29 protein-coding genes are annotated in these 26,158 nt (G+C 37.9%); 11 read left to right on the forward strand and 18 right to left on the reverse strand.

The features are described from left to right. Nucleotides 1–53 precede the first annotated feature (53 nt). On the reverse strand, nt 54–491 hold the full coding sequence (locus IGL80_RS09255; RefSeq protein WP_002382132.1) for a DUF1934 domain-containing protein: 438 nt from the start codon (nt 489–491) through the stop codon (nt 54–56). A 331-nt stretch (nt 492–822) separates the two neighbouring features. Between IGL80_RS09255 and IGL80_RS09260 the strand changes: the two genes are divergently transcribed. From IGL80_RS09260 to yidA, 3 genes are read left to right on the forward strand one after another with little or no spacing between them, the layout of a single operon-like run. After that, nucleotides 823–1,638, forward strand: coding sequence for a lipoate--protein ligase family protein (locus IGL80_RS09260; protein ID WP_430598548.1), 816 nt, complete (start codon nt 823–825; stop codon nt 1,636–1,638). Beyond that, nucleotides 1,635–3,005 (forward strand): dNTPase, encoded by a 1,371-nt coding sequence (locus IGL80_RS09265; protein ID WP_002357999.1) that lies wholly within the window; start codon nt 1,635–1,637, stop codon nt 3,003–3,005. The genes IGL80_RS09260 and IGL80_RS09265 overlap by 4 nt, the downstream gene beginning before the upstream one ends. A gap of 18 nt (nt 3,006–3,023) precedes the next feature. Next, nucleotides 3,024–3,836: a sugar-phosphatase gene (gene yidA / locus IGL80_RS09270; RefSeq protein WP_002360571.1), complete on the forward strand. Its 813-nt coding sequence runs from the start codon at nt 3,024–3,026 to the stop codon at nt 3,834–3,836. A gap of 63 nt (nt 3,837–3,899) precedes the next feature. Here yidA and IGL80_RS09275 read toward each other — a convergent pair whose 3' ends face one another. Continuing rightward, complete coding sequence (locus tag IGL80_RS09275) at nt 3,900–4,346, reverse strand: NUDIX hydrolase (protein ID WP_002363716.1); 447 nt, start codon at nt 4,344–4,346, stop codon at nt 3,900–3,902. 148 nt (nt 4,347–4,494) lie between these two features. Here IGL80_RS09275 and gloA point away from each other — a divergent pair, with 148 nt between their 5' ends. Both gloA and IGL80_RS09285 read left to right on the forward strand, forming a co-directional pair. After that, nucleotides 4,495–4,869, forward strand: coding sequence for a lactoylglutathione lyase (gene gloA, locus IGL80_RS09280; protein ID WP_002358003.1), 375 nt, complete (start codon nt 4,495–4,497; stop codon nt 4,867–4,869). A 142-nt stretch (nt 4,870–5,011) separates the two neighbouring features. After that, nucleotides 5,012–5,734, forward strand: a complete 723-nt coding sequence (locus IGL80_RS09285; protein WP_002358005.1) for a gamma-glutamyl-gamma-aminobutyrate hydrolase family protein — start codon at nt 5,012–5,014, stop codon at nt 5,732–5,734. 50 nt (nt 5,735–5,784) lie between these two features. Here IGL80_RS09285 and IGL80_RS09290 read toward each other — a convergent pair whose 3' ends face one another. Both IGL80_RS09290 and IGL80_RS09295 read right to left on the reverse strand, forming a co-directional pair. Then, complete coding sequence (locus IGL80_RS09290) at nt 5,785–6,657, reverse strand: aldo/keto reductase (RefSeq protein WP_002384710.1); 873 nt, start codon at nt 6,655–6,657, stop codon at nt 5,785–5,787. A 28-nt stretch (nt 6,658–6,685) separates the two neighbouring features. Beyond that, complete coding sequence (locus IGL80_RS09295) at nt 6,686–7,048, reverse strand: hypothetical protein (protein ID WP_002358008.1); 363 nt, start codon at nt 7,046–7,048, stop codon at nt 6,686–6,688. Nucleotides 7,049–7,217: 169 nt separating this feature from the next. Here IGL80_RS09295 and IGL80_RS09300 point away from each other — a divergent pair, with 169 nt between their 5' ends. Beyond that, nucleotides 7,218–8,138, forward strand: coding sequence for a mechanosensitive ion channel family protein (locus IGL80_RS09300; protein WP_002382128.1), 921 nt, complete (start codon nt 7,218–7,220; stop codon nt 8,136–8,138). 44 nt (nt 8,139–8,182) lie between these two features. On the opposite strand, the gene IGL80_RS09305 is transcribed toward IGL80_RS09300, so the two are convergent. From IGL80_RS09305 to ulaG, 10 genes are all read right to left on the reverse strand, one after another. Beyond that, complete coding sequence (locus tag IGL80_RS09305) at nt 8,183–9,352, reverse strand: N-acetyldiaminopimelate deacetylase (protein WP_002404442.1); 1,170 nt, start codon at nt 9,350–9,352, stop codon at nt 8,183–8,185. Nucleotides 9,353–9,388: 36 nt separating this feature from the next. After that, nucleotides 9,389–10,090: a 2,3,4,5-tetrahydropyridine-2,6-dicarboxylate N-acetyltransferase gene (dapD, locus tag IGL80_RS09310; protein WP_002360577.1), complete on the reverse strand. Its 702-nt coding sequence runs from the start codon at nt 10,088–10,090 to the stop codon at nt 9,389–9,391. A gap of 80 nt (nt 10,091–10,170) precedes the next feature. After that, a complete protein-coding gene (gene cbpB, locus IGL80_RS09315) occupies nt 10,171–10,659 on the reverse strand; it encodes a cyclic-di-AMP-binding protein CbpB (protein WP_002358013.1) in 489 nt (162 codons plus the stop codon). Nucleotides 10,660–10,916: 257 nt separating this feature from the next. Then, entirely contained in the window at nt 10,917–11,627 is a 711-nt protein-coding gene (locus IGL80_RS09320; protein WP_002360578.1) for an L-ribulose-5-phosphate 4-epimerase, read from the reverse strand. Then, nucleotides 11,617–12,477, reverse strand: coding sequence for an L-ribulose-5-phosphate 3-epimerase (locus IGL80_RS09325; RefSeq protein ID WP_002360579.1), 861 nt, complete (start codon nt 12,475–12,477; stop codon nt 11,617–11,619). Before IGL80_RS09325 ends, IGL80_RS09320 begins: the two co-directional genes overlap by 11 nt. 4 nt (nt 12,478–12,481) lie before the next feature. Then, the gene (locus IGL80_RS09330; RefSeq protein WP_002381985.1) at nt 12,482–13,120 is read right to left on the reverse strand and encodes a 3-keto-L-gulonate-6-phosphate decarboxylase UlaD; all 639 of its coding nucleotides are present in this window, start codon (nt 13,118–13,120) and stop codon (nt 12,482–12,484) included. A 13-nt stretch (nt 13,121–13,133) separates the two neighbouring features. Then, entirely contained in the window at nt 13,134–13,433 is a 300-nt protein-coding gene (locus IGL80_RS09335) for a PTS sugar transporter subunit IIB (RefSeq protein WP_002358018.1), read from the reverse strand. Nucleotides 13,434–13,447: 14 nt separating this feature from the next. Further along, complete coding sequence (locus IGL80_RS09340) at nt 13,448–14,935, reverse strand: PTS ascorbate transporter subunit IIC (protein ID WP_002360580.1); 1,488 nt, start codon at nt 14,933–14,935, stop codon at nt 13,448–13,450. A 12-nt stretch (nt 14,936–14,947) separates the two neighbouring features. After that, nucleotides 14,948–15,406, reverse strand: coding sequence for a PTS sugar transporter subunit IIA (locus tag IGL80_RS09345; protein ID WP_002360581.1), 459 nt, complete (start codon nt 15,404–15,406; stop codon nt 14,948–14,950). Nucleotides 15,407–15,423: 17 nt separating this feature from the next. Beyond that, on the reverse strand, nt 15,424–16,491 hold the full coding sequence (gene ulaG / locus IGL80_RS09350; protein WP_002360582.1) for an L-ascorbate 6-phosphate lactonase: 1,068 nt from the start codon (nt 16,489–16,491) through the stop codon (nt 15,424–15,426). Between the two features lie 193 nt (nt 16,492–16,684). Here ulaG and IGL80_RS09355 point away from each other — a divergent pair, with 193 nt between their 5' ends. Beyond that, entirely contained in the window at nt 16,685–17,449 is a 765-nt protein-coding gene (locus tag IGL80_RS09355; protein ID WP_002382117.1) for a DeoR/GlpR family DNA-binding transcription regulator, read from the forward strand. Between the two features lie 93 nt (nt 17,450–17,542). Here IGL80_RS09355 and IGL80_RS09360 read toward each other — a convergent pair whose 3' ends face one another. From IGL80_RS09360 to racE, 3 genes are read right to left on the reverse strand one after another with little or no spacing between them, the layout of a single operon-like run. Next, the gene (locus tag IGL80_RS09360) at nt 17,543–18,055 is read right to left on the reverse strand and encodes a metallophosphoesterase (protein ID WP_002404444.1); all 513 of its coding nucleotides are present in this window, start codon (nt 18,053–18,055) and stop codon (nt 17,543–17,545) included. A 12-nt stretch (nt 18,056–18,067) separates the two neighbouring features. Then, nucleotides 18,068–19,423 carry a ribonuclease PH gene (gene rph, locus IGL80_RS09365; protein WP_002358026.1) on the reverse strand — a complete coding sequence of 452 codons (1,356 nt, stop codon included), beginning with the start codon at nt 19,421–19,423 and terminating at the stop codon, nt 18,068–18,070. After that, a complete protein-coding gene (racE, locus tag IGL80_RS09370; RefSeq protein WP_002358027.1) occupies nt 19,416–20,243 on the reverse strand; it encodes a glutamate racemase in 828 nt (275 codons plus the stop codon). Before racE ends, rph begins: the two co-directional genes overlap by 8 nt. Nucleotides 20,244–20,507: 264 nt before the next feature. On the opposite strand from racE, the gene IGL80_RS09375 reads away from it, so the two are divergent. Genes IGL80_RS09375 through IGL80_RS09390 form a run of 4 tightly spaced genes read left to right on the forward strand, consistent with a single transcriptional unit; the run spans nt 20,508 to nt 23,537 of the window. Then, on the forward strand, nt 20,508–21,239 hold the full coding sequence (locus IGL80_RS09375) for an amino acid ABC transporter ATP-binding protein (protein ID WP_002360585.1): 732 nt from the start codon (nt 20,508–20,510) through the stop codon (nt 21,237–21,239). Between the two features lie 34 nt (nt 21,240–21,273). Then, nucleotides 21,274–22,101 carry a transporter substrate-binding domain-containing protein gene (locus IGL80_RS09380; RefSeq protein WP_002360586.1) on the forward strand — a complete coding sequence of 276 codons (828 nt, stop codon included), beginning with the start codon at nt 21,274–21,276 and terminating at the stop codon, nt 22,099–22,101. Between the two features lie 45 nt (nt 22,102–22,146). Continuing rightward, nucleotides 22,147–22,860 carry an amino acid ABC transporter permease gene (locus IGL80_RS09385; protein ID WP_002363695.1) on the forward strand — a complete coding sequence of 238 codons (714 nt, stop codon included), beginning with the start codon at nt 22,147–22,149 and terminating at the stop codon, nt 22,858–22,860. Nucleotides 22,861–22,871: 11 nt separating this feature from the next. After that, the gene (locus tag IGL80_RS09390) at nt 22,872–23,537 is read left to right on the forward strand and encodes an amino acid ABC transporter permease (protein WP_002382114.1); all 666 of its coding nucleotides are present in this window, start codon (nt 22,872–22,874) and stop codon (nt 23,535–23,537) included. A gap of 197 nt (nt 23,538–23,734) precedes the next feature. Here IGL80_RS09390 and pheT read toward each other — a convergent pair whose 3' ends face one another. Then, a complete protein-coding gene (pheT, locus tag IGL80_RS09395) occupies nt 23,735–26,158 on the reverse strand; it encodes a phenylalanine--tRNA ligase subunit beta (protein WP_085366459.1) in 2,424 nt (807 codons plus the stop codon).

Here is a 26,158-nt window from a genome sequence, read left to right on the forward strand (position 1 = left end):
TACTCCTTATCATACAAAAACATTGAAAAAAAATCAATTCTATTCTGCAATATTTATGCAGTAAATTCTAATTCTAAATGATATTCTCCGATTCGCTCTGTTTGAGAGTATAAATCATAATCAACTAAAATCTTACCAGACATTGGTTGATCTTTTAAACTAACACGCAAATTATGTGTAAACGTACTAATCTGTAGCAAGCCATAAGGGGTTCGATAACTTGTATCTAATTTTTCCTGATAGCCAAATCTTAAACGCATCCGTAATTCGCCAGCACGAATCAACTGAACATGCCCGTCTGGTTCAATTTTAATGGTTACGGGGGTTGGTTCTGTATCCTCTAATAATTCTTCTTTGTAACGAATGTATAATGTATCACCCATTTTTACTAATTGACCTTCTAAGTCAAAGAAAAAATCTTTTTGTTCGTTGCCTTGTTGGACAATCGTTTTTAGTTGAATCGATACAGGAACGCCTGTTGATAAATCCATAATGGTCACTCCTTTTCCAAAATATAACTTTCTTATTGTTGACTTTTTCAATGTATTTGTCAACTAAAGTCAATTTTCCCTTGCTTATGTACCTTTTCTTATTGTATAAGCTCTTTTCACGGGTTGCAAGCATTTGTTTCATCTATTTAATAAGAAAACCGTTTACTATTTTAGAGAATTCCTTCAGAATTCGTTTATATAACATGCTTTTTTGCGTTTTTTGTATATAATATAAGAGAGAGTAAGAAAATAAACGTATTAAATGACGTAATTATAAATAGACAGGACGTTTTTTATGAGCACAACTTTTCCCCTTCACACCGAATCATTTATGCTCCTTGATTCAGGTTGTTTAACAAACAGTGACTATTTTTTACCTTTTGCCTTGACCGATGTTTTAACTACTTTTTCAGGAATGCAGCACCAACCAATCATTCATTTCTGGCAATTGGATCAAGCAATGATTCTTGGCATGAAAGATACCCGTGTACCACATCTAAAAGAAGGCATCACTTCTCTGCAAGAAAACGATTATTCTGTAGTCGTTCGCAATGCCGGCGGTTTAGGGGTGATTGCCGATTCGGGTATTTTAAATGTTTCACTTATTTTACCAAATAATTCTGAACACAAATTAAGTATCGATGCGGCTTATGAATTAATGTGGACTTGGCTCCGTCAGAGTTTTCCGGAGAAAGAGATTGACGCCTTTGAAATTACTACATCCTATTGTCCCGGTACTTATGATTTAAGTATTGGCGGTCAAAAGTTTGCTGGGATTGCCCAACGACGCGTCAAAGACGGTATTGCTGTCATGATTTACATCAGCGTTAACGGCAATCAACTTGCTCGTGGAGAAGTGGTGCGAGACTTTTACCTTGCTGGCTTACAACAACAATTTGGTGAAAATGGCTATCCACCCGTTGATCCAGCAGTGATGGCAAATTTAGAAACCCTGATTGAGACTCCATTAACAATAGACGCCGTAAAAACCCGTTTAATCGAAGCATTACCTCAACAATTTGAAAAATCTATTGATCCAAACTTAACCGAACCAATTATAACCTCAGAATGGTTCCAAACAAATTTAACTGTCCAGCTGGAAAAAATGGCGCAACGAAACGCCTTAATTAAAGGAGAGATCGTATGACGATTCCGTATAAAGAGCAACGATTACCAATCGAAAAAGTTTTTCGTGATCCCGTCCATAATTATATTCATGTCCAACACCAAGTGATTTTAGACCTTATTAATTCTGCTGAAGTGCAACGATTACGTCGCATTAAGCAACTAGGTACTTCTTCTTTTACGTTTCACGGTGCCGAACATAGTCGTTTTTCCCATTCTTTGGGTGTTTACGAAATTACACGTCGGATTTGTGAGATTTTCCAACGTAACTACTCTGTGGAACGATTAGGTGAAAACGGCTGGAATGACGACGAGCGCCTGATTACACTTTGCGCAGCTTTATTACATGATGTCGGTCATGGTCCTTATTCACATACATTCGAGCATATTTTTGATACAAACCATGAAGCAATCACGGTCCAAATCATCACCTCACCAGAAACGGAAGTCTATCAAATTTTAAACCGTGTTTCGGCAGATTTTCCTGAAAAAGTCGCCAGCGTTATTACTAAACAATACCCAAATCCTCAAGTGGTGCAAATGATTTCTAGTCAAATTGATGCCGATCGCATGGACTATCTGTTACGTGATGCATACTTTACAGGGACGGAATACGGAACTTTCGATTTAACTAGAATTTTACGTGTGATTCGACCCTACAAAGGAGGCATTGCCTTTGCTATGAATGGGATGCATGCGGTGGAAGACTATATCGTTAGTCGTTACCAAATGTATGTCCAAGTCTATTTCCACCCTGTTTCTCGCGGGATGGAAGTGATTCTTGATCATTTATTGCATCGGGCGAAAGAATTATTTGAAAACCCTGAATTTGACTATGATTTACAAGCCTCTCTGCTTGTACCATTCTTTAAAGGGGACTTCACCTTACAAGAATATTTAAAATTAGATGATGGCGTCCTCTCTACGTACTTTACACAATGGATGGATGTGCCTGATTCAATTCTAGGTGATTTAGCCAAACGTTTCCTTATGCGTAAGCCTCTGAAGTCAGCCACCTTTACGAACGAAAAAGAGAGCGCAGCAACGATTGCTTATTTAAGGGAATTGATTGAAAAAGTTGGTTTCAACCCTAAATATTATACTGCCATTAATTCAAGCTATGATTTACCTTACGATTTTTATCGTCCAAATAAAGACCGTCATCGTACACAAATTGAATTGATGCAAAAAGATGGCTCATTAGTGGAATTGGCAACGGTCAGTCCCCTAGTTGCAGCACTTGCTGGTCAGAGTCAAGGAGATGAACGTTTCTATTTCCCTAAAGAAATGCTTGACCAAGGAAATAAAAAACATTACGATTTATTTGATGAGACGTATCGTGAGTTTTCAAGTTACATTCATAATGGTGCGTTAGTTTTAAAAAAATAGGTTTTCTAGGAGGATTCTATGTCAATTAAGTTAGTTGCTATTGATATCGACGGAACATTGCTAAATTCACAACACAAGATTACCCCACGGGTCAAAGAAGCGCTCCAAAAAGCAAATGATCAAGGCGTTCGTATTGTTTTATGTACAGGCCGTCCTTTGCCAGGCGTGAAAGAACAATTGGATGAATTAGCCTTATATGGTGAAAATGATTTCGTGATTACCTACAACGGTTCGCTTGTCCAAGCAACCAAAGATAATGCGATTATTTCACGCTATACCTTGAGTTATGAGGATTTTTTAGAAATTGAAATGTATTCTCGTAAAGTCGGCGCTCACTTGCACACAATTGATGATTCCGCTATTTACACTGCCAATCGCAATATTGGTAAATATACGATTCACGAAGCATCTTTAGTGAACATGCCTTTGAAATATCGTACGGTGGATGAAATGACACCAGAGATGAACATTATTAAAATGATGATGATTGATGAGCCGGAAGTTTTAGATCCTGCCATTGCAAAATTACCATTACATTTTACCGAAAAATATACGACTGTTAAAAGTACGCCTTTTTACTATGAAATCATGAATAAAAATGCTAGCAAAGGCAATGCTCTAGCAAAATTGGCAGACCATTTAGGCTTAAATAAAGACGAAGTGATGGCCATTGGTGACAATGAAAATGACTTATCCATGATTGATTACGCTGGGATTGGTGTTGCGATGGGCAATGCGACAGAAAATGTTAAAACAATTGCCGATGTGCATACCACTAGTAATGACGAAGATGGTGTCGCTCAAATTATTGAAAAAATGGTTTTAATTTAAACATTCTTTTCAATAACAATAACCCTCAATCTAATCAACATAGATTGAGGGTTATTCGTTATTTTATGATGCTGCCGCTAGCCATTTTTCAACGGCCCAGCGGTGGCTTCCTCTTTTTAATAAACGGACTGCTTCTTCTGGTGCAACCCAGTGTAAAGTATTGGTCCTTTCTAAGGGTTCGCTAAGTTGCCGCCAAGTATTCGCTACATAAAAATAGCCAGGATTATAATAGGCAGTTTGGCGATGGTTCGAATAAAAATATTCATCAGCTTCCCCTAAATAACGGCCAATTTCTACACTAATTCCCAATTCTTCTAGCACTTCTCGATGGATCGCTTCTTCTTTCGTTTCGGTGCCTTCAATTTCGCCTCCTGGTAAAAAATAAGCTCCATTTGGCGCTTGTACCAGAACCATTGTGTTATTTTCTGGCTTTGAAACAATAATGTATGCAGCATATCTTGTTTGATAGGTCAATGTCTCTTCTCTTTTTCCAAACGTTGGCGTTTTCATTGGCGCACCTCTTCTCTTTTCATCTATTTTACCTGAGAAATTCCTTTAGAACAAGTCAGAAACCAAGCGTTTTTCTCTACATTTCACGTTTATCTATGCTACTATTAACGTTGGAAATATAATTAAGTTTGAAAGGGAGTTTTTAACTATGAAAATGGCTCATACATGTGTGCGTGTAAAAGATTTAGAGGCATCATTAGATTTCTATCAAAAAGCCTTCAATTTTGAAGAAAGTCGCCGTCGTGATTTTCCAGAAAATAAATTTACTTTGGTTTATCTAACTTTACCAGGAGACGACTACGAACTAGAACTAACTTATAATTATGATCATGAAGCATACGATTTAGGAAACGGTTATGGTCATATCGCCATCAGTACAGATGATTTAGAAGGATTACACGAAAAACATCAAGCGGCTGGCTTAACTGTTACTGACTTAAAAGGCTTACCCGGAACTGCACCATCTTATTACTTTGTTGTCGACCCAGATGGTTATAAAATCGAAGTCATTCGTGAACGTTAAAAAGTTTCACTTGTTCACTTACTGAGTTTTTTGTGTTTGAGAGCTGTCCGAGACAAAACTTGTCTCGACTTCTTCTCAAACACTTTTTTCAAAAAAAGTGCTACAATAGAACGTATGAATTTATTGAGGATGTGATGTTATTATGACAAAAAAAATTATTGGAATCGCTGGCAATCAACTTTTGCAGGCAGCTGAAGTGTTTCACGGTAACCAAGTGACTTACACCCCACAAGGTTTTGTTAGCGCTGTTCAAGCCGCAGGTGGCGTTCCTCTCGTTTTGCCAATTGGCCCCAAAGAATTAGCCGCTACGTATATACAACAAATTGATAAACTACTTTTAGCAGGCGGTCAAGATGTTGCCCCTGAATTTTACGGACAAGAACCCCATATAAAATTAGAAGAAACGAATCGTGATCGTGACGAGTTTGAATTAGCCCTAATTGAAGAAGCCTTAAAACAAAACAAACCTATTTTTGCGGTTTGCCGTGGAATGCAATTAGTCAATGTTGCTTTAGGTGGCACATTATATCAAGATTTATCGATGTATCCTCAATGGTCAGTTAAGCACGGACAACAACCCACTCAACCAATCTTTGCGACGCATCGTATTGATGTTGAACCAGACAGTCAATTATCAAACATATATGGTACAACTGGTCAAGTCAACTCGTACCATCACCAAGCACTACATACTTTAGGAAAAGATTTACGCGTTACTGCTTGGTCCTCTGATGGCCTTGCAGAAGCAGTGGAATCAACAAATGAACAGCAGCCTTTATTAGCTGTTCAATGGCATCCTGAACTAATGTACGCACGTGATGCCAAATCCCAAGCACTCTTTAACTACTTTGTTCAAAAATTATAGTAAAAACGGAGGGACGTCTTTCGCCCCTCCGTTTTTACTTGCTATCATACTTAAAAATCAAAATTATCTGGATCTGCACCAAAACGATGATCCTTATTTAACTGATTAATTGCGGTTATTTCTTCTGGTGTTAATTCAAAATCAAAGACAGCAAAATTTTCCTGAATTCTTTTTTCGTGAACAGATTTAGGAATCACGATAATATCATTTTGTAAGTGCCAACGAATAATCACTTGGGCCGCTGATTTACCATATTTTTCACCAATTTTCACTAGTACTGGTTCAGATAATAAATTACCTTGTCCTAGAGGAGACCAAGCCTCCACGGCAATCTTATTTTCGGCTAAATATTTTCGTAGCGGTTCTTGTGTTAACGTAGGATGTAATTCAATTTGATCCACCATTGGCACAACATTTGCTTCTGTTAATAAATCTTCCAAATGATGTTGATGAAAATTGGAAACGCCAATTGCTTTGGCACGACCACTTGCGTAAATTTCTTCTAATGCTTTCCATGATTCTTTATATTTACCAGCAACAGGCCAGTGAATTAAATATAAATCAACATAGTCTAACCCTAATTTTTCTAAGCTTTTATCAAATGCTTTAATCGCATTTTCATAGCCTTGATCTTCATTCCATAATTTCGTCGTCACGAAAATTTCTTCGCGGGGAATACCCGATTGACGAATACCTTCGCCCACCCCTACTTCGTTTTTATAAACGGCTGCCGTATCAATCAAGCGATAACCCGCTTTTAAAGCCCATTTTACTGAATTTGTTGCTTCTGAGCCATCTTCTACACGCCAAACACCTAAACCTAGGCGTGGCATTTCATTGCCGTTTGCTAATTTTTTTGTTTTATCCAAAGTCATGTGTTTCTTCAGTCCCTTCATTTTCATTACTTTTAGTATACTACGCATTCTTCTTTCACGAAACAATCACGACTCGTCAGGTCATTTTCTTTATTTTCAATAAATAACGACGCCAATAGGTCAGCACTCCGATTAGTGCCACAACTACAATTGTTCGACCGCTAACGCTTCCAATCCACAGTTTAACTGCAAGTAACCAGATACAAAAGAGATAAACACAGGACCAATTAAAGGAAACTTTCAATGTACATGATTCCGCAATTTCGATTATCTGACTACTAAAAAAACGACTCCCTAATCGTAAAGCGACTGGATTATGGAAGATAAATGTTCGTCGCTTGTCAGCCGTCAAGCGAGTAGCACATCGCTCATCAATAAAAATTGTTACAGGTAATTTAGAAAGTAAATCATTTTTTGCCCATTCAATTGAAACTTTCACGCAGCACTCACAACCTTTAACAAAATTATAAAATATATTATTTATTTACAAAATTATAACATTCCTAAAAAAACATGTTAAGTCTTTAAAAAAACTTTCTATTTTCTTCCCCTTTCGCCGAGAGATTTAGTATACTAAAAGAAGAAATTTTAGAGAAAGTTGGATTTTTATGTTGATACTTGGTTTAGCCAGTACTGAAACAGTCGATTCTTCTGCTCCTGATTTAGCAGAAGCGACCGTAAAAAAAGTGAGCGCGCTACAACGCTTTTGGAACAATATTAATTGGGATGCCATTGTCGCTACCTTAATTGAAAAAAGTTTATCAATTTTATTTTTAATTTTTCTATTTTTTATTATTCAGCGAATCGGGAAATATTTAATTGATCGCACCTATGCAAATTATAGTAAAAAGCAACATTTTAGTGAAAGCCGTTTAAAAACATTACACACTTTAATCATTAATGCATTTCAATATACGCTGTTCTTTTTCTTCATCTATTCTCTTTTGACCATTGTCGGTGTGCCTGTTGGCTCATTATTAGCCGGAGCGGGAATTGCCGGTGTTGCCATTGGTTTAGGGGCTCAAGGATTCATGAATGACTTAATTACCGGATTTTTCATTATTTTAGAACAACAAATGGATGTAGGCGATTATATTCGCTTATTGGCGTTAAATATTGAAGGAACTGTTACTTCTGTCGGATTACGAACCACTCAAATTAAAGCGGTTGATGGAACTGTTCATTTTATTCCAAACCGAAACATCACCACAATCAGTAACCTGTCTCGTGCCAATATGCAAGTGTTAATTGATGTCCGCATCAATCCTGAAGAAGGTTATGAAAAAATTTGTGAAGTGATTACAGAAGTCAATGAAACGTTAAAAGAAAAGTATATCGAAAGTATTCAAACTGGGCCAGATATTTTTGGTATGGTCGATTTAGGCAATGGTAACTTTGCGGTGCGAACGACCATGTATGTACTAAACGGCAAACAATTTGCGGTCAAAGAAGAATTTCTAGCTCAATATATCAAAGCATTAACAGAGGCCGGCTTTACGATTCCCAATACGCCCATTATTGCAAAATAAAAAACAGCCACCAGATATTTATTAGTTATCTGGTGGCTGTTTTTCTAATTGTCCAATGATTTTAAAAAGCCACTAACTGCCTCCACTCCAAACAATAACGCCTCTTCGTTGGGTTCAAACTTGGCAGAATGAAGGCTATAAGGACTTGCCACGCCTAACCAAAACATCGTGCCTGGGACTTTAGACAATAGATAGCCAAAATCTTCACCTGTCATTGCAACCGGTGCTTGTTGAAATTGAACTGTTGCTTGTTTGCTCATGTATTCAATCAAATTCGTGGTACATGCTGGCTCATTCACTACAGGTAAATACCCTTTTTGATCAAGATGAACAGTTACTTCACATTGAAAAGATTGTGTAATACCTTCACTAATTTCGCGAATTCTTCGCTGCGTTTGTTCATTAGTTTCTGCTGTCAATGTGCGAATTGTACCAGATAAAGTTGCTTCTTCGGCAATCACATTGCAGGCAGTCCCTGCATGAAAAGTCCCAAAAGTAACGACTGCCCCAACCACAGGATCAACATTTCGACTAACGATCGTTTGCGCTTGCTGAATTAAATTGGTGGCCGCTAAGACCATATCATTCGCTTGATGCGGAAAAGCCGCATGTCCACCTTTTCCTTTTAAGGTAATGTTCACTTCACAAGTGGCAGCAAACAATGTCCCTACTCTGGTACTAATAGTTCCGACTGGCAAATCAGGATTAACATGAAGCGCATAAAATTCATCAGGTAACCACTCACCAAACGCATGGTCTTCATACATCAACATCCCCCCTGCTTCATTTTCTTCAGCAGGTTGAAATAAAAATAAAAAGTTATTGTCTGGTTGCTGTTGACTTAATTCTTTCAAAACCCCTAAACCGATTGTCATGTGAAAATCGTGCCCACAGGCATGCATAAACCCTGGTCGTTTTGATTGAAAAGCAGAAACCACTTCCTCTTGAATAGGTAAACCATCAATATCAGCACGCCAGCCGATGGTTTTCTGAGGATTTTTGCCTTCTATGAAGACTAAAATCCCCGTTTGCCATGTTCGAACTTGCAGATAAGGTTGCTTCATTTTATCAATTTCATTAAGTAAAAAGGCTTGTGTTTCCTTTTCTTCTAAACCGATTTCAGGTATTTGATGTAGTTGCCGTCTAATCGCAATTAATTCTTCTTGCTCCACAAAAGCCACTCCTTCATTTTTTGGGTAATCGAAAGCCGCCATGAAGAAGTTTCTTCATCGCGACTGACTAATTTATTTTTAGAGTTTACGTAATTCTTCTAAAATCTCTGTTTTACTCTTGGTTTTATCATCAATTTGTTTAATTACTTTTGCTGGCACGCCTGCAACAACGGTATGCGCTGGAACGTCTTCCACAACTACTGCCCCAGCAGCCACAACGGCACCTTCACCAACACGAACCCCTTCTAGTACGACCGCATTCGCTCCAATGACAACCTCGTTTTCAATAACCACAGGTGCGGCACTTGGTGGTTCAATGACACCAGCTAAAACCGTTCCTGCGCCAATATGACAATGCTTCCCTACAGTTGCACGACCGCCCAAAACAGCGCCCATATCGATCATAGTCCCTGCACCAACGACGGCGCCAATATTTAGAATAGCCCCCATCATAATCACCGCTTGATCGCCAATTTCAACTTTTTTGCGAATCAAAGCACCTGGTTCAATCCGAGCATTAATGTCTTTCAGATCAAGAAAAGGAATTGCTGAGTTACGTGCATCGTTTTCTACAACATAATCCTCAATTTTTTCTTTGTTTGCTTCTAAAAAAGGTTTTACGTCAGCCCAATCGCCAAACAATGTCCCAGTTTTACAATTATTAAAGACCTTAATTGTTTCCGGAAACGTGACTTCTTTTAATTGCCCTTTCAGTGTTACTTTAACAGGCGTTTGCTTTTTGGCATTGCCAATATACTGAATAATCTCATATGCGTCCAATCACAGCACTCCTTTACTTCGTGTTATCATACAGAATAACGCATTTATGAGAAAAAAGTAAAGAGTTTCTTGCGTTTTATTTAAATTACTTTCATTTCTTCTTCTGATTTAGGCAGAACAAGATGATGTTTTTCTAATTCATGCGCCATATGATTGACCGCTTTTAAAATTTCTTTGCGTGTAATGATGCCCTTAAAGCGTTGATTATCATCAACCACTGGTAAAAAAGAAGCATCTACTAATAAATGTAACACTTCTTCTAAATCCCACGATTCACCAATTACAGGAACATTGACTTCCATTACATCGGCCACAGTAAATTCATTCAATTTTTCAAAATCCACTGAAGTCAAATCAAACATTTTATCTACAACGTCTGTCAAGCCGATTAAGCCAACAAAGCGATCTCCCTTATCTAACACAGGAATCTTGGAATAGCGAACTTGCGATAAGACTAATGCCGCGTGACTTAACGGATTTAAACACATTACATTGGCGACATTTTCGGCGGGTACTAAAAACGTTTCTTGTTTTTCTAATAATAATTCTTTTACAGCAGTCCCTATCATGATTGGGTTGCCTCCATTTCTAATTCTTTAACACGTAACTTATTGTACCTAATTTTGCGGAAAAAGTCTTGGAATTCGCAAATTCTTCATAACTTAACAAACGAAAATTAACGTTTTGTTCTATTCTCTCCAAAAATAAGAGAACGCTTTCTTAAAAAAATAAAAACTTAGTTGTCCCATAACAGACAACTAAGTTTTTATAAAAGACCAATTAATCAGTCAATTATCCTTCTTTTTCACACGTTTCATCACAGCCATCACTGACCATAATAAGCGGAAATCCCATGTTTTCTAAGATAGTGTTTATCCAATAAAAAATGATCAATTGGTTCAACAGCTGGGTTAATTGTTTCCGTCAAACGTGCCATTGAACAGATTTCATCTAAAATCAAACTGTTTTCAACTGCTTTTTCCGGAGTCATGCCCCAAGTAAATGGGCCATGTCCATAAACTAGCACTCCTGGAACTGCTAAAGGATCTAGTTCTTGTTCACGAAATGTTTCAACAATGACTTTGCCAGTCTCTTCTTCATAGTTTTCTTTAATTTCACTTTCAGAGAGCGCTCTTGTGCAAGGTACAGCGCCATAAAAAGCATCCGCATGGGTTGTACCGTAAGGAGGTAAGGCTCGCCCTGCTTGAGCCCATGTAACACTATTCAGGGAGTGCGTGTGCGCAATCGCTCCAATTTCTGGCATTTTTTGATAAAGATAAAGATGTGTGGGTAAATCAGAAGACGGCTTTAATGCATTGGTTTCCAATAGTTGTCCGTTTAAATCAGTTACTACCATCTGTTCCTTGGTCATTTCTTGATACTTGACGCCGCTTGGTTTAATTACGATAATCCCTAATGACCGATTGATTTCACTAACATTGCCCCACGTTAATTTGACTAAGCCCAGTTTTGGCAAAGCCAGATTCGCTTCATAAACACGTTGTTTCATTGCTTGGATGATCGCTTTATTGTTCATAATAACCCACCTCTGCTAATTTGGGATAGAGATACTGCTGCGCGGCTTGAATTTTTTCTTGAAAATTCAAATCCGTTTCATTCCACATTTCAATTAAAAAAGGACCACTATAGTTTAACCGCTTGAGTGTTTTCAATAAGCCTGTAAAATCAACACAGCCTTCTCCAAAAGTAACTTCCCGAAACTTCCCTTCAAATGTGTCTGTTACAGCGAAGGTATCTTTTAAGTGAATAGCAGCGATTTCAGCAATTCCCTTTTCAAGCTCAACCGCCGGATTATTTTCCGGCCAAGCAGACAAATTACCTAAATCAGGATAAACATGCAAAAAAGGAGACGGAATTTGTTCCTTAATCTCTAGAAATTTTTGTATGCTATTCATAAAAGGATCATCCATAATCTCAACAGCCAGAATGACACCGTATTGTGCAGCTTCCTCAACACCCTTTTTCAGACCTTGAAGAAAAAATTCCCTTGTTTCAGCAGTTTTTTCTTCGTAAAAGACGTCATAGCCAGCTATTTGAATTACCCGTATGTTTAATTGATGGGCCAAATGAATCGCTTGAGATAAAATTTTCCGCCCTTTTTCACGTGTTTCTTTATTTAAAGAGCCTAAAGGAAACCGCCGATGACCACTTAAACACAAAGAATGGATAAAAAAATCTTCTTTCACCATTAATTGAGAAAGTTCTTGTAACTGGCTTGGTGTCCAAGCCAATCGTGCTAAACGTTCATCGGATTCATCAATTGACATTTCTAAAAAATCAAACCCTAACTTTTTGGCCCATGTGAATCGTTCTGCCCAAGTTAAATTTTGCGGGAGTGCTTTTTCATACAGTCCAATTCGTGCCATTTTATCACTTCCAAATCTGATCGATTTTTTTTTGAAAATCTTTGGCTGCTTGTTCAGGATTTTTTGATTCAGTAATCCCACGGCCCGCAATAAATGTTGCAACTGCCATTGTTTGAAACAATTCAAGCGTTTCGACAGTTAAACCACCTGTGACGGACACTTCAAAGCCTAAGTCAATTAGTTCTTGAACTTTATTCAAATCTTTTTCTCCCCAGCTGCCGCCAGCTAAAAGAGCATCTCTACTTTGATGATAAATCACCTGATTAATCCCTAATTCTCGCCATTGTCGAGCTTGTTGCATTGTCCAATTTCCATATAGTTCTACTTGTAATTCTCGGACTTCTTTTTGAGCTGCAGCCATCGTTGGCAAGGTGGCGCAACAAATGACCGTCATGAAATCAGCGCCTGCTTGTGCGACATTACGAGCAACTGTACCGCCCGCATCAGCACATTTTGTATCAGCAACAATCGTTTTATTAGGAAACATGCGTTTTAAACAACGAATTGCTTTTTGGCCTTCTTGTAAACACAAAATAGTGCCAACTTCGATAATATCGACAATTTCTCCGACTTTCATACAATCTGCTAAAGCGTCTTCTAAGCTATTATGATCTAAAGCGATTTGTAAGTTTGGTCTTTTCATCTTTCCCATCCTTTTATTCAGATTTTTGATAACGATCTGAAGCCATATATTTTTCTTGAATTTCTTTTGCAGACATTACATTTTTAATGCCAATCACTGTGACTCCACGTTTTTCTGCTTGCTGAAACATTTGTAAAAAATTGACTGGAGTAAAAACAACGTCGTATTGGCTAGCAGAGCTTTTTCCTTCTGAAATGGCGCAATGATGAATTTTTGTAATCGGTACACCTAGTTCTTTCATTGCTTTTTCAACACTACGCATCATCATTAGACTCGTGCCAGAACCATTGGCACAGGAAACAAGTATTCTCATTTTAAATTCCTCCTTTAATTCTCTTGAAATTTTTTAGCATATTGTTCATAATCATTGACAATCATAAAGTAACCTTCTGGATTTTTTCGATACTGAAGTTGCGGAATTATTAGTAACCCAATCACCACCACTGCTACGCCAACATAGCCTAGAACTTTCATAATGATTGTAAATAACGGCCAAGCTGTCGCCCAATCGAACATGCCCAAATAACCGCCATATTGAGATAATCCAATCCATGTAGCAAATAAAGCTGAGCCACCTACTTGGATTAAACCTGAAAGGAATGGGAATAAACAAGCAGCTTTTACTCCGCCACGATTATTTGCATAAACAGCTATGACAGCGTTATCAAAAAACAATGGGATAAAACCCGCAATAACGATTGTCGGAGACTTTAATAGAATCAGTAAGCCAATCATTAAAAACTGGCCTAATGCGCCAAAGAGAAACCCAATTGTTACTGCGTTTGGCGAGCCAAACCCGAAAGTCGCTGCTACGTCAATCCCAGGAACAGCGCCTGGTAAAATGGTATTTGAAATCCCTTGGAATGACTGCGTCAACTCGTCGACAAAGGTTCTAACGCCTAATTGTAAGATAGCTAAATAGACAGCAAAATTTAATGAAGTGGTCATGATATAAAAGAAGAAACTCTGCCCTTCTTGCATAAATTTAGCTTGAATTAAATAATCTTGTCCCAAAACAAGCAAGATAATGCCAAAGAAAAAGAGCATCAAAATGGACGTAGCAACCATATTTTCATTAAAAATGGATAGAAATCCTGGTAATTCGATATCTTCCAATTTTTTATCGACCTTCTCTGAACTATGTTTCTTTTGATCACGTTTTTTCAACCATTCTGCTAATTTTGCAAAAATAAATATGCCAAACATTTGTTGATGGGCTACCGCAAAACCAGCACCTTCTGTTAATTCCTGCGTAATCCCTACCGTTAAATTTGAAGCAACTGCCCAATAACACCCAAGAATTAAGCCCATAAAAATTAGTACTTCGATCCTACCTAAGTTAGGAAAACAAAAGAGTAAAATCCAGAAAGCGGTAGCTGCTTGTTGAATCTGAACATTCCCTGTTGTAAAAACGGCTCTCAATTTTGTATATTTTTGAAAACGAACCAACAAAATATTCATAATAAATGCAATCAATAACAAAATCATCACATCACCAAAGGTTCGTCCAAAGGTTTTCATCAATCCTGCATCGACTGCATTTTGCCCGAAATATGGATCGGTAACCATCGCCTGTAAATTAAATCGCTCTTTCAATCCTACTAGAATAGGGCGAAAATTATTAACCAAACCACCAGAACCAACACTCAAAATAAAATAACCAACTGTCGCTTTCAGAAAACCTGCTAAACATTCATAAAAGGGCCTCCGTAACAAGAGATAACCTAATAACACGATGAAACCAATCAAATATGCTGGCTGTGTTAAAACGTTCGTAGCAAAATAAGTCCAACTATTTAACAAGAACTCCCCCATTGATTTTTCCCCCTATAATTGATATTTCTCCATAACTTCTTTAAAATCCATTGGCGTGTTTGTTTCTAACAAGTCAGCAATCACGCCATCCGTCATCAATAAATCCATCAATTGCTGAATATTTTCAAGATGTTCGGCGGGATTTTGGGCTGCCAATGTAAAAAATAAGGTTGCTGTTTTTGCTTCTTGATCGCCAGTAAAAGTGACTGCTTGCTTAAATTTTGTAAAAGAAATGGCCGTTCCAAAAACACCTGCGCTTTCCTCTGATGAATGTGGCATGGCTACTTCAGGAGCAATGATGATATAAGGTCCAAACGTTTCGACACACTGAATAATCTCATCGACATAACTCTGATCGATGATGTGTTTTTGGAGTAAAATCAAACAACTTTCCTGAATCGCCTCTTGCCAACTAACCGGTTCTTTATCAGGGTAATGAATAAGCTCTTGCTCCCAAAAATAAGTTAACATTGTACATCCAGCCTTTCTTACAAGAATGAAGGAAATGGTGTATCATTTTCTTTAACAAAAACATCATCAAAGCCACGATCAAAGTTAAATTCTAAGTTGTCTTTGTCATCTGGATAAACAAATTTGCCACCCACTTGCCAAATATATGGTTTAAATTGATAATGTAAACGATCTTTTTTAAATTTCCAAATTTCCATGATTTCTTTTGGATCCGCCATAAAATTAGACCAAATATCATAATGAACAGGAATGACTACTTTCGCATTTAAAGATTCTGCCATTCTCAACATATCAACAGAAGTTATTTTATCTGTGATACCGCGAGGATTTTCGCCATATGCTCCTAAGCAAACATCAATTGCATATTGATTACCATGTTTCGCAAACAAGTTAGAATAATGAGAGTCTCCGGCGTGATATACCGTACCACCTGAGGTTTCAAATAGATAATTGACAGCTAGTTCATTCATGTCCTGAGGCATTTTACCTTTAAATGTATTTTCAGGATCATCAGAAGTAATTAGCGCGGTTCGATCAAAAGCTTCCAAGGCCACTACATTCACATCATTCACTTTTATTTCTTGACCAGGCTCTATAACCCGTGTTTTTTCTGCCGGAACACCCCAACGCTGCCATGTTTTCACTACTTCTTTTGGACCAATAAATAGAGCCTTAGGACAATTTTGATGAACAGCAGCAGCTGTGTGAATATCCAAATGGTCTGAATGAATATGTGTGACAACTAAAGCATCTACCTCTTTTATTTCAAAAGGATCAATCACAAAAGGTTGTGTTCTTAAATTAGGTTGCATTTTTTGGCAACCACTCATGCGCATCATTTGATGGCCATTTTTCATTAAGCCGTTCCCGTGCGTTTGTTTTCCTGTTCCACACCATAAATCACATAAAATATTCGTGTTCTCATGCGTTTTCAGCCAAATGCCTGTACAACCAAGCCACCAGAGTGCAACCGTTCCTTGAAGCACATTTGTCTGATTAATTTCTTCGTTTAAATAAGTGCCCCATTCTGGAAATGTCGCCTTCAACCAACTTTCTTTTGTAATTTCATGAATCGATTTGCTCATGCTACCACTCCTCTTCTCAAATGATTGTGTTATGCTTTATAAGAAAATCATAGCCGCAAAAAATCACAATGAAAACCCTTTTATATGATTGTTTGCACTTTTAATGATTCTTTTACGTGTTTTGTTTTCCTATGAGTTATACTATTTCATGGGGGACCGTGTCCAAAAAAATAACTAAAGGAGGTTGTATTACTTGAAAAGTTCATTAGAAACCATTGAAAAAAGGCAACAAAACATTCTCGCGCTGCTGCAAAAAAACAAACAAATGACTACCTATAAATTAGCAGATGCTTTAAATGTTTCCTTAAGCACAATTCGTCGTGATTTAAATGTCTTAGAAACTAAGAATGACATCATTCGAAAATATGGGTATTGTATTTACAACGACCAAAATCAGAAAGACTTTGATCAATCAGGACCGGAGTTATTAAAACAAGCCATTGCTCGTGTTGCTTGTAGCTATCTAAGTGATTATGATACCGTTTTCATTAATTCAAGTTCCACTGCTTTGAATATTCTCCATTATTTAAAGGCCGACCATCTGACCATCGTAACGAATAATTTAAAAATTGCCACCAAGCCTCATGTTTCTCAATACAATTATATTTTGACCGGAGGCGAATTACGTTTTCCCAAAGAAGTTCTGGTAGGAGATATTGCCATTAACACAATCACCGCAACGCATGCCGATGTTTGCGTAATTGGCTGTAGCGGGGTCAGTTTAGAACATGGCGTCACTACAAAAATTTTCAATGAAGCAAAAATTAATGAGCTTATGATAAAACAAACAACAAAAGTAAAAATTCTGGTCGCGGACCATCGAAAAATCGGCTTGACATCTAAATTTAAAATTGCTGATATTACCGCTTTTGATTGTTTGATTACAGACAAACATTGCTCATCAACTTTAATTACAGAACTTCGTAAGACCGGCTTAAAGGTTATTCAAGTCGACTAAAAAAAGAGCGTAGGACAAAAATCTCTTTTGGATTTTTGTCCTACGCTCAAAATCTGATAAATAAAAAAGTAGCACTTATTTCTTAACATTCACTTACTTCGTAAACGTTGCCTTTAATCGTTCCAATGGTTGGTGCTCTTTGTTATAGTACTGAACGAGATATTGTTCAGATGTACTTTCAATTATGGCATATGTTTTCTCTTGAACTGGTCCACGAGGTAAACGAATACTTCCCGGATTAACAAAGAGAATGTTATTGTGTCGCTCTGCGCCCAGTACATGAGTGTGACCAAATAAGGCAATTGTCGCTCCTGCTTCTTCCGCTTGTAAAGCAAGTGTCGTGAGTCCCATTCTAACATTGGCTAAATGACCATGTGTCATATAAATAACTTGATCCCCCACTTTTTTAGTCACAGTTTTGGGAAATTCATCATAAAAATCACAATTTCCTTGGACTACAATTAATTTCTGCCAAAGTTCATCTGTCGGTTCTAATTCAGAATCACCACAGTGAAAGAGTGCATCGACTTGTCCTTCATAATGATTCACTAAGTCAACTAAACAGTCACGGTCGCCATGATTATCGCTTACTACCAAGATTTTCATACGTTTCAACTCCTATTTTTTTAGCCATTCTTCCCATTGTTCTTTTAATTTTGCCACTGCTTGTCCACGATGACTAACTTTATTTTTCTCTTCCCCAGACAATTCAGCTGCCGTTTTACCAAGCTCTGGGACATAGAAAAGTGAATCGTACCCAAAGCCTCCTTCACCACGAGGAATCGTGCCGACTTCTCCGGGCCATTCAGCTTCGACCACCAGACTTTCTTTCTTTGGTTCAGCAAAAACCAATGTACAATGGAAACGCGCTTGTCTTTTTTCTTTTGGCACGCCCGTTAACTCGTGCAATAGTTTCGCATTATTTGAAGCATCGTTAGTTGGTTCACCAGCAAAACGAGCAGAATAGATTCCTGGCATTCCCCCTAACGCATCAACAATTAATCCTGAATCATCTGCTAATACTGGTTTCTGTAAAATTTCTGCAATTGTTTCAGCTTTTAGACGAGCATTTTCTTCAAATGTTCGACCAGTTTCTTCTACATCTGGCAAATTCGGATAATCTAATAACGTCTTAACCGTATATCCTTTTTCACCAAAAATTGAACTAAACTCTTTCGCTTTACCAGGATTTCTAGTTGCAATGACAATCACTTTCTCTTCTGAATCTTGCGAAGGGACTTCTTCAGAGGCTAAAGCATAAAGCGCTTCTTTCTGATACGCAATTAATTCCTCAATCCCTGTTTTTCCATAAAAGAGCATGGCATTTAACTCATCTCCTGAGAAGGTAGCTTCTTCACCCGTTCCTTGAATTTCCACAAATTCACCAGACTCGGTCATCACGATGTTCATATCCACTGCAGCATTCGAGTCCTCTGCGTAATCTAAGTCCAGCACACAATAACCATCGGGTAAAATACCCACGCTGACAGCAGCTAAATGCTCTTTAATTGGGTCTTCCGCTAGCGCACCAGTCATCAATAAATGATTGACTGCTAAGCGTAGAGCAACAAAAGCGCCTGTAATACTAGCTGTACGGGTTCCACCATCTGCTTGAATCACATCACAGTCGACAACAATGCTCCGTTCCCCTAACTTTTCTAAGTCAACAACAGCTCGCAATGACCGCCCAATCAAACGTTGAATCTCCATTGTTCGCCCTGTTAATTTTCCTTTCGCACTTTCCCGAATATTTCTTGTGTTCGTCGCGCGAGGGAGCATGCTATATTCAGCTGCTACCCAACCTGTTCCCGCGCCTCGTAAAAATGGGGGAACCTTTTCTTCGACAGTGGCTGAGCAAATTACTTTGGTATCGCCAAACGAAATAACCACCGAACCTTCTGGATGTTTAAAAACATTGGTTTCAATAGTGATCTTTCGCAATTCTTTTGGTGCACGACTATCATGTCTAATCATTTTCGTTTCCTCCTAAGTGAATCTGTTGTGCTTTTAAGTTCTCTATACCAAGCCAACTGCTTGCAATCTCTTCAAACATTTTTGCAGAACCAGTTGTATAAAATTCATGGGGCTGTGTAGGCGCTTCAGGCGTGTGGGCAATGTCAAAATAATCGAGAAGCATGCTGACTTCGCCAACTGTTTCGGCTCCTGAGTCAATTAATGTCACATGACTCCCCATCACATTTTGAATCACCGGACGTAACAACGGGTAATGGGTACAACCTAAAATCAACGTATCAAGTCCTTTTAATTGTAGTGCTTGAAGTGTTTCTGCCACAATTTTTTTTGCTACGGAAGAACGATATTGATTACTTTCAACAATGGGGACAAATTTAGGGCAAGCTAAACTAGTCACCTCAATTGCTGGTGCCTTACTTTTAATGGCGATTTCATAGGAAGCACTTTTGATTGTCCCTAAGGTACCTATGACACCAATTTTGTTATTTTTTGTGACTTTAACGGCTGCTCGTGCGCCAGGTAAAATAACACCGACAACTGGAATTGGCAAGGCAGCTTTAATTTCTTCTAATGCGACAGCCGTCGCGGTATTACATGCGATTACTAGCATTTTTATTCGTTTTTTCAATAAAAAATCGGCCATTTCCCAAGTAAACTGAACGACTTGTTCGGCTGGTCGTGGACCATATGGGCAACGGGCTGTATCTCCTAAATAAATTAATCGTTCATTTGGTAATTGTTTTAGCGCTTCCTTTAAAACAGTTAATCCACCAACGCCAGAATCAATTAATCCAATGGCTTCTTGATTGCTCATTCTCATCCTACCTTTGCCTTTTATTCACTGCCTTTATTTTCTACTTTTTAAGGACTATTGTCAATTTTTCCTGTTTTGCTCTCATTTATTTCTTTTTTTGAAGGAAATCTTTTTCGATTAAAAAACTAGTAATTCATTTTTTTGTATGTTATAATTCCTAACATTGAGAATACAATTAGAAATACATTTGGTTAATTTAATTTAAATAACACGTTTCTCACCGAATCCTCTGTTATCTTTTCTACCAAATGATTGCAAAGGAGACTGCCTATGATTTCTTTAGAACATGTAAATAAGTATTTTGGGGAGCATCACGTTTTAAAAGACATTACTTTGAATGTAGAACAAGGAGAAAAAATTGTCATTATCGGACCCTCTGGCTCTGGCAAAAGTACATTAATTCGGTGTATGAACCAATTGGAAAAAGTCAATGATGGTTCCGTCGTAATTGATAACATTGACATCACCAAACCGAAGGCACCCATTCAAAAGGTTCGCCAGAAAGTTGCCATGGTCTTTCAAAATTTTAACTTATATGCTCACAAAACGATTATTGATAATTTAACGTTAGCACCGATTAAAGTGATGGGCGTTTCTAAAGACGAAGCGGTTCGTACTGGCATGGAGTATTTAGAACGGGTCGGCTTAGCTGATAAAGCGTCTGCTTATCCTTCGCAGCTTTCTGGCGGGCAGCAACAACGGGTCGCTATTGCTCGTGCCTTAAATATGCATCCTGAGATTATCCTTTTTGATGAACCGACTTCGGCACTTGATCCAGAAATGATTCAAGAAGTTTTAGATGTAATGGTCGATCTTTCCAAACAAAATATTACCATGGTTTGTGTCACACATGAGATGGGCTTTGCTCGTCAAGTGGCTGACCGTGTAATCTTTATGGATCAAGGACAGATTATTGAACAAGGAACACCTGAACATTTCTTTACAAGCACTGAAAACCCTCGTGCAAAAGAATTTCTAAGTAAAATTATTCATAACGGGTAATGAATAAAAAAACAAAAAATTGGAGGAATGAACAATGAAAAAACAAAATAAATGGCTAGCTGGACTCTCCTTACTTGTATTAGCAGGCATCATTGTGGGCTGTGGTAGCGGCAACAATGACTCAACTTCCAAAAGTGCTTCATCAAACAAAACGGTCACAGTAGAACAATTAAAAAAAGCGGGGAAAATTAAAGTAGGTGTCAAAGAAGACATTCCTAATTTTGGCTATATGAATCCTGATACAAACAAAAATGAAGGAATGGAACCAGATATTGCACGCTTGATTGCGAAAGAAATTACCGGCAGCGAAGAGAATGTGGAATTTGTGGGCGTGACAGCGAAAACGCGCGGTCCCCTTTTAGACAATGGTGAACTAGATATGGTAATTGCTACATTTACAATTACTGATGAACGTAAAAAGACTTATAATTTTACAACTCCTTATTATACAGATGAGATTGGTTTCCTTGTGCGCAAAGAGGATAACTTCTCCAGCATGAAAGATTTAGACGGAAAAACAATCGGCGTTGCACAATCTGCTACGACAAAAGAAAACTTAGAGAAAAAAGCGCAAGAGGAAGGAATCAAATTTACTTATCAAGAATTAGGTTCCTATCCAGAATTAAAAACAGCGTTAACTTCTAAACGAATTGATGCATTTTCAGTGGATAAATCAATCCTATCTGGCTATGTGGATGGCAAGACAGAAATTTTAAAAGATGGTTTTTCGCCACAAGAATATGGAATTACCACAAAGAAAGCAAATACTGAATTAAATGATTATCTAAATGGTTTAATTGAAAAATGGGAAAAAGACGGCACACTAGAAAAAATTTATCAAGACTGGGGCTTAAAAAATTAATCATTCCTAAGACTTGAAGAATCAAAAATTTTAGGAGGGATTTTTATGTTTTTGTTAGCCAATATTTCCTGGCTTGAAGAAGGGCCATTTGCCTTATATCGTTGGGAGGCTTTATTTCAAGATTGGCGAATTTTTGGTCAGGCATTTCTCTATACTATTCTGCTTTCTTTAGGAGCGATCTTAGTTGCCTTTGCTTTAGGCATTTTCTTTGGCAGTTTATCAGCGACTAAAAGTAAACTTTTACACGCAATTAGTCGTGTCTATGTAGAATTTTTTCAAAACACACCTTTGTTGATTCAATTTATCGTAGTCTATTATGGTTTTCCTCTGCTAAGCCCGCTGCTTTCATTTTCTATTACTACGATTGCCATTCTGTGTGTAGGCCTTTATCATGGTGCCTACATTTCTGAAGTGGTTCGCTCAGGAATCGGAGCTGTCCCAAGAGGGCAATTTGAAGCGGCTTACTCCCAAGGATTAACGTATGGTCAAACGATGCGGTATGTGATTTTACCACAAGCATGGCGGATTATGTTACCGCCTTTAACCAATCAAGTAGTGAACCTAATTAAAAATACGTCAACAGTTGCCATTATTTCTGGCGCTGACGTAATGTTTGCTGCCAATAGTTGGTCGTCTGTCAACTTGAACTATATTCCCGCCTTTGCGCTTGCTGGTTTCTTATATTTCATTCTTTGCTTCCCATTAGCGAATTTGGCTAGAAAAATGGAAGAAAAAAATAAGAAAGCATATAGCAGATAGGAGGAAAACAGATGCCTTTTTCAGAAGAAATGCGTCAATTACTGACAGCAAATAATTTTCAATTTCTATTTAACGGCTTAAAATTGACACTCTATATTTCCTTCGTCTCAATTATTTTGAGTACGATTTTTGGCACCATTCTAGCCGTTTTGCGAAATCAAACCCATGGACCACTGAAGTTACTTGCCAGTATTTATGTAGAAGTGGTGCGTAATATTCCAAACTTATTGTGGATTTATGTTATTTTTTTGATTTTCAAAATCAAATCCACACCTGCTGGAATTGTGAGTTTTACTGTGTTTACCACCGCTGCTTTAGCGGAAATTATTCGTGGTGGTTTAAATGGGGTCGATAAAGGCCAAATTGAAGCGGCACGTTCTCAAGGTTTTTCAAATTGGCAAATTCTTTATCATATTGTTTTGCCTCAAGCCATTCGCAATGTCTTACCAGCAATTGTTTCTCAGTTTGTTACTGTCATCAAGGATACAAGTTTCTTGTATTCCGTGATTGCTTTGCAAGAACTCTTTGGCAAATCTTATATCTTAATGGGGCGCTACGCACAAACAGGACAAGTATTCACTATTTACGGAATCGTCGCCCTAATTTATTTCATTATTAACTTTAGTATCTCACAATTTTCACGTTGGCTTTCACGAAATTGGGCGAAAAGTTATTAATGTAGTTAAAAACAGGAGGCTGAGACAAAAGTGTTTAGCTCCAAGAAATAAGAAGGAATTTCCGAAAATTGTTCTTTAATTTTTGGAGAATTTCGGCTTATTTCCGAAGGAGCTGCTTTTGTTCAGCTGATTATCTTAAGATTTAGAAAGTGGGGCATAAGTCATTTCGACTTATGCCCCACTTTCCTGTTTTTATTTTATCTTACTTCTACTTGATGTTTTTCAATTAGCGCTTTTTCAACCTTTTCCATTGAACGGTTAATTTCTTCATCCACTAATGTCGCTTCTGCATTAACGAAAGTTAAACTATACGCCATTGATTTTTTGCCAGCGCCTAGTTTTTCACCTTGATATACATCAAATAAATGAATCTCTTTCAAATATTTACCTGCGTTATCTGAAATAGTTTTAACTAGTTCTTGATTGGTAACTGTTTCATCGACTAATAAAGCAATGTCTCGAGAAACTGCTGGAAATTTAGAAACTGCTTCATAAGTAACCCCGCCTGCTTCTATGGCTACTAATTGTTGCAAGTTTAATTCAGCAACATATGTTTTTGGAATATCGTACGCTTTCGCTGTCGTTGGGTGAACTTGTCCGACAAAACCAACCACTTCACCTTCTAAATAAATCCATGCTGTCCGGCCTGGATGCATTTCTGGAATCGCCGTTGTCGCTTGATAACTGATTTTTTCTGTTAATCCTAAAACAGCTACAATACTTTCCACTAAGCCTTTTACTGTATAAAAATCAACGGCTGTTGCTTTTGTTTGCCAATCTTTAACCATTGTATTACCAGTTAAAGCAAGTGCTAAGTGATTTTCTTCTGTAGGTAAATTTTTTGTTGGATCTTCTGTTTGGTAGAAAACGCGTCCTACTTCGTAGAAGGCGATATTATTATTTTTACGTGCCACATTGTATGCGACATCATCTAATAAACCAGAAATTAAGTTCATACGTAACACAGAACGCTCTTCACTCATTGGCCATTGCAACCGTGTTGTTTGACTTTCTTTCATCATAAATTGACGGGATTTTTCTTCTGTTGTCAATGCATAGCTGATGGCTTCACTCGTACCATGACCTTCCAGTAAGCTCTTTAATTGGCGCGTAACATGTTGTGCTTTGGTTAGACTTCCAGCAACTGTTTCTCCACTTGGCAATGTTGAAGGTAAATGATCATATCCATAAATGCGCGCCACTTCTTCAATAATATCTGCTTCAATCGTAATATCCCAACGTCTTGGTGGAATCGTAATTTCATAGGCGCCTCGATTTACTTCATAAGCAAAACCGAGTGCTTCAAAAATTTCATTCACCGTTGCTTTATCTAATGCAGTACCTAAATATTGGTTGATTCGTTCTAAAGTCACAGCTACCTGCGCTTCTTTAACGGCCACTTCAGAACCAACTGCAGTGCCTGAAACCACTGTTCCGTCGGCTAACTCTGCAATCATCGCGGCTGCCACATCACAAGCTAACCCAACTGTCGCTTGGTTGATGCCTTTTTCAAATCTACTTGAAGATTCACTCCGTAAATTGAATTGTTTAGACGTTTTGCGAATAGACAATGGATTGAACAATGCCGCTTCTAAAGCCACAGTTGTTGTTTCTTGACTGATTTCAGAATTAGCCCCACCCATTACGCCAGCTAAACCGACAGGCGTTTTTCCATTCGTAATGACGATATTTTCTTCTGTTAATTGACGTGTTTCACCATCTAATGTAATTAGTTCTTCTGCTGCTGTTGCTCGACGAACCAAGATTTCTTTGCTATCTAATTTTTGGTAGTCAAATGCATGCAACGGTTGACCAAATAATAATAAAATATAATTTGTCACGTCCACCACATTGTTAATCGGACGGATTCCTTCATTCATCAATCGATTTTGCAACCACTGAGGACTTTCTGCAATCGTCACATCTTTAATGACACGAATTTGATACGCTGGCGCATCTTGTGAATCTTCAACAGTCACTGTTACGTAATTTCCCACGTTATCTGAAGCATCTTCTTTGAGTTCGGGATCATTAAACTGAGGCGTTTGACGATAAATTGCGCCAACTTCATAGGCTACCCCTCTCATACTTAGTGCATCTGCACGGTTTGGTGTAATTGATAATTCAATAATCGCATCATCCATGTCTAAATAAGGGAAAACAGGTGTCCCATTCACTGCTTCTTGAGGTAAATAATAAATCCCTTCAGCATAGGCTTTTGGTACGACATTGTCTGAATATCCTAGCTCTTCTAACGAACAAATCATTCCGTTAGAGACTTCGCCACGCATTTTACCTTTTTTAATTTTTTGATTTCCTGCAATTCTTGAACCAGGTAATGCTACGATGACTTTAATTCCGGCTTTTACATTTGGTGCTCCACAAACAATTTGTGACAATTCTTCTTCACCGATGTCTACTTGGCAAATTGATAAGTGGTCAGAGTTTGGATGAGGAACACATTCTTTTACTTCACCGACAACAATTTTCTTTAAGCCTTCTTCAGGTACAGCAACGCCCTCAACTTCGATACCTGTCACAGACATTTTGTCCGCTAATTCTTGCGGAGTAACGTTTGAAAGATTAACATATTCATTTAACCATTTATAAGAAACTAACAT

Source organism: Enterococcus sp. DIV2467a, assembly GCF_050532945.1.
GTDB lineage: Bacteria > Bacillota > Bacilli > Lactobacillales > Enterococcaceae > Enterococcus > Enterococcus faecalis.

Bases quoted from the DNA above. Each gene is read 5' to 3' on its own strand.
- IGL80_RS09260 (WP_430598548.1), top strand. From the start codon at position 823: ATGCTCCTTGATTCAGGTTGTTTAACAAACAGTGACTATTTTTTACCT.
- IGL80_RS09265 (WP_002357999.1), top strand. From the start codon at position 1,635: ATGACGATTCCGTATAAAGAGCAACGATTACCAATCGAAAAAGTTTTT.
- cbpB (WP_002358013.1), bottom strand. From the start codon at position 10,659: ATGATAGGGACTGCTGTAAAAGAATTATTATTAGAAAAACAAGAAACG.
- IGL80_RS09320 (WP_002360578.1), bottom strand. From the start codon at position 11,627: ATGAACAATAAAGCGATCATCCAAGCAATGAAACAACGTGTTTATGAA.
- gloA (WP_002358003.1), top strand. From the start codon at position 4,495: ATGAAAATGGCTCATACATGTGTGCGTGTAAAAGATTTAGAGGCATCA.
- IGL80_RS09325 (WP_002360579.1), bottom strand. From the start codon at position 12,477: ATGGCACGAATTGGACTGTATGAAAAAGCACTCCCGCAAAATTTAACT.
- IGL80_RS09330 (WP_002381985.1), bottom strand. From the start codon at position 13,120: ATGAAAAGACCAAACTTACAAATCGCTTTAGATCATAATAGCTTAGAA.
- racE (WP_002358027.1), bottom strand. From the start codon at position 20,243: ATGAGAATGAGCAATCAAGAAGCCATTGGATTAATTGATTCTGGCGTT.
- yidA (WP_002360571.1), top strand. From the start codon at position 3,024: ATGTCAATTAAGTTAGTTGCTATTGATATCGACGGAACATTGCTAAAT.
- IGL80_RS09360 (WP_002404444.1), bottom strand. From the start codon at position 18,055: ATGAAAATCTTGGTAGTAAGCGATAATCATGGCGACCGTGACTGTTTA.
- IGL80_RS09375 (WP_002360585.1), top strand. From the start codon at position 20,508: ATGATTTCTTTAGAACATGTAAATAAGTATTTTGGGGAGCATCACGTT.
- IGL80_RS09255 (WP_002382132.1), bottom strand. From the start codon at position 491: ATGGATTTATCAACAGGCGTTCCTGTATCGATTCAACTAAAAACGATT.
- pheT (WP_085366459.1), bottom strand. From the start codon at position 26,158: ATGTTAGTTTCTTATAAATGGTTAAATGAATATGTTAATCTTTCAAAC.
- IGL80_RS09340 (WP_002360580.1), bottom strand. From the start codon at position 14,935: ATGGGGGAGTTCTTGTTAAATAGTTGGACTTATTTTGCTACGAACGTT.
- IGL80_RS09390 (WP_002382114.1), top strand. From the start codon at position 22,872: ATGCCTTTTTCAGAAGAAATGCGTCAATTACTGACAGCAAATAATTTT.
- ulaG (WP_002360582.1), bottom strand. From the start codon at position 16,491: ATGAGCAAATCGATTCATGAAATTACAAAAGAAAGTTGGTTGAAGGCG.
- IGL80_RS09335 (WP_002358018.1), bottom strand. From the start codon at position 13,433: ATGAGAATACTTGTTTCCTGTGCCAATGGTTCTGGCACGAGTCTAATG.
- IGL80_RS09380 (WP_002360586.1), top strand. From the start codon at position 21,274: ATGAAAAAACAAAATAAATGGCTAGCTGGACTCTCCTTACTTGTATTA.
- rph (WP_002358026.1), bottom strand. From the start codon at position 19,423: ATGATTAGACATGATAGTCGTGCACCAAAAGAATTGCGAAAGATCACT.
- IGL80_RS09345 (WP_002360581.1), bottom strand. From the start codon at position 15,406: ATGTTAACTTATTTTTGGGAGCAAGAGCTTATTCATTACCCTGATAAA.
- IGL80_RS09285 (WP_002358005.1), top strand. From the start codon at position 5,012: ATGACAAAAAAAATTATTGGAATCGCTGGCAATCAACTTTTGCAGGCA.
- IGL80_RS09305 (WP_002404442.1), bottom strand. From the start codon at position 9,352: ATGGCGGCTTTCGATTACCCAAAAAATGAAGGAGTGGCTTTTGTGGAG.
- IGL80_RS09290 (WP_002384710.1), bottom strand. From the start codon at position 6,657: ATGCGTAGTATACTAAAAGTAATGAAAATGAAGGGACTGAAGAAACAC.
- IGL80_RS09385 (WP_002363695.1), top strand. From the start codon at position 22,147: ATGTTTTTGTTAGCCAATATTTCCTGGCTTGAAGAAGGGCCATTTGCC.
- IGL80_RS09300 (WP_002382128.1), top strand. From the start codon at position 7,218: ATGTTGATACTTGGTTTAGCCAGTACTGAAACAGTCGATTCTTCTGCT.
- IGL80_RS09275 (WP_002363716.1), bottom strand. From the start codon at position 4,346: ATGAAAACGCCAACGTTTGGAAAAAGAGAAGAGACATTGACCTATCAA.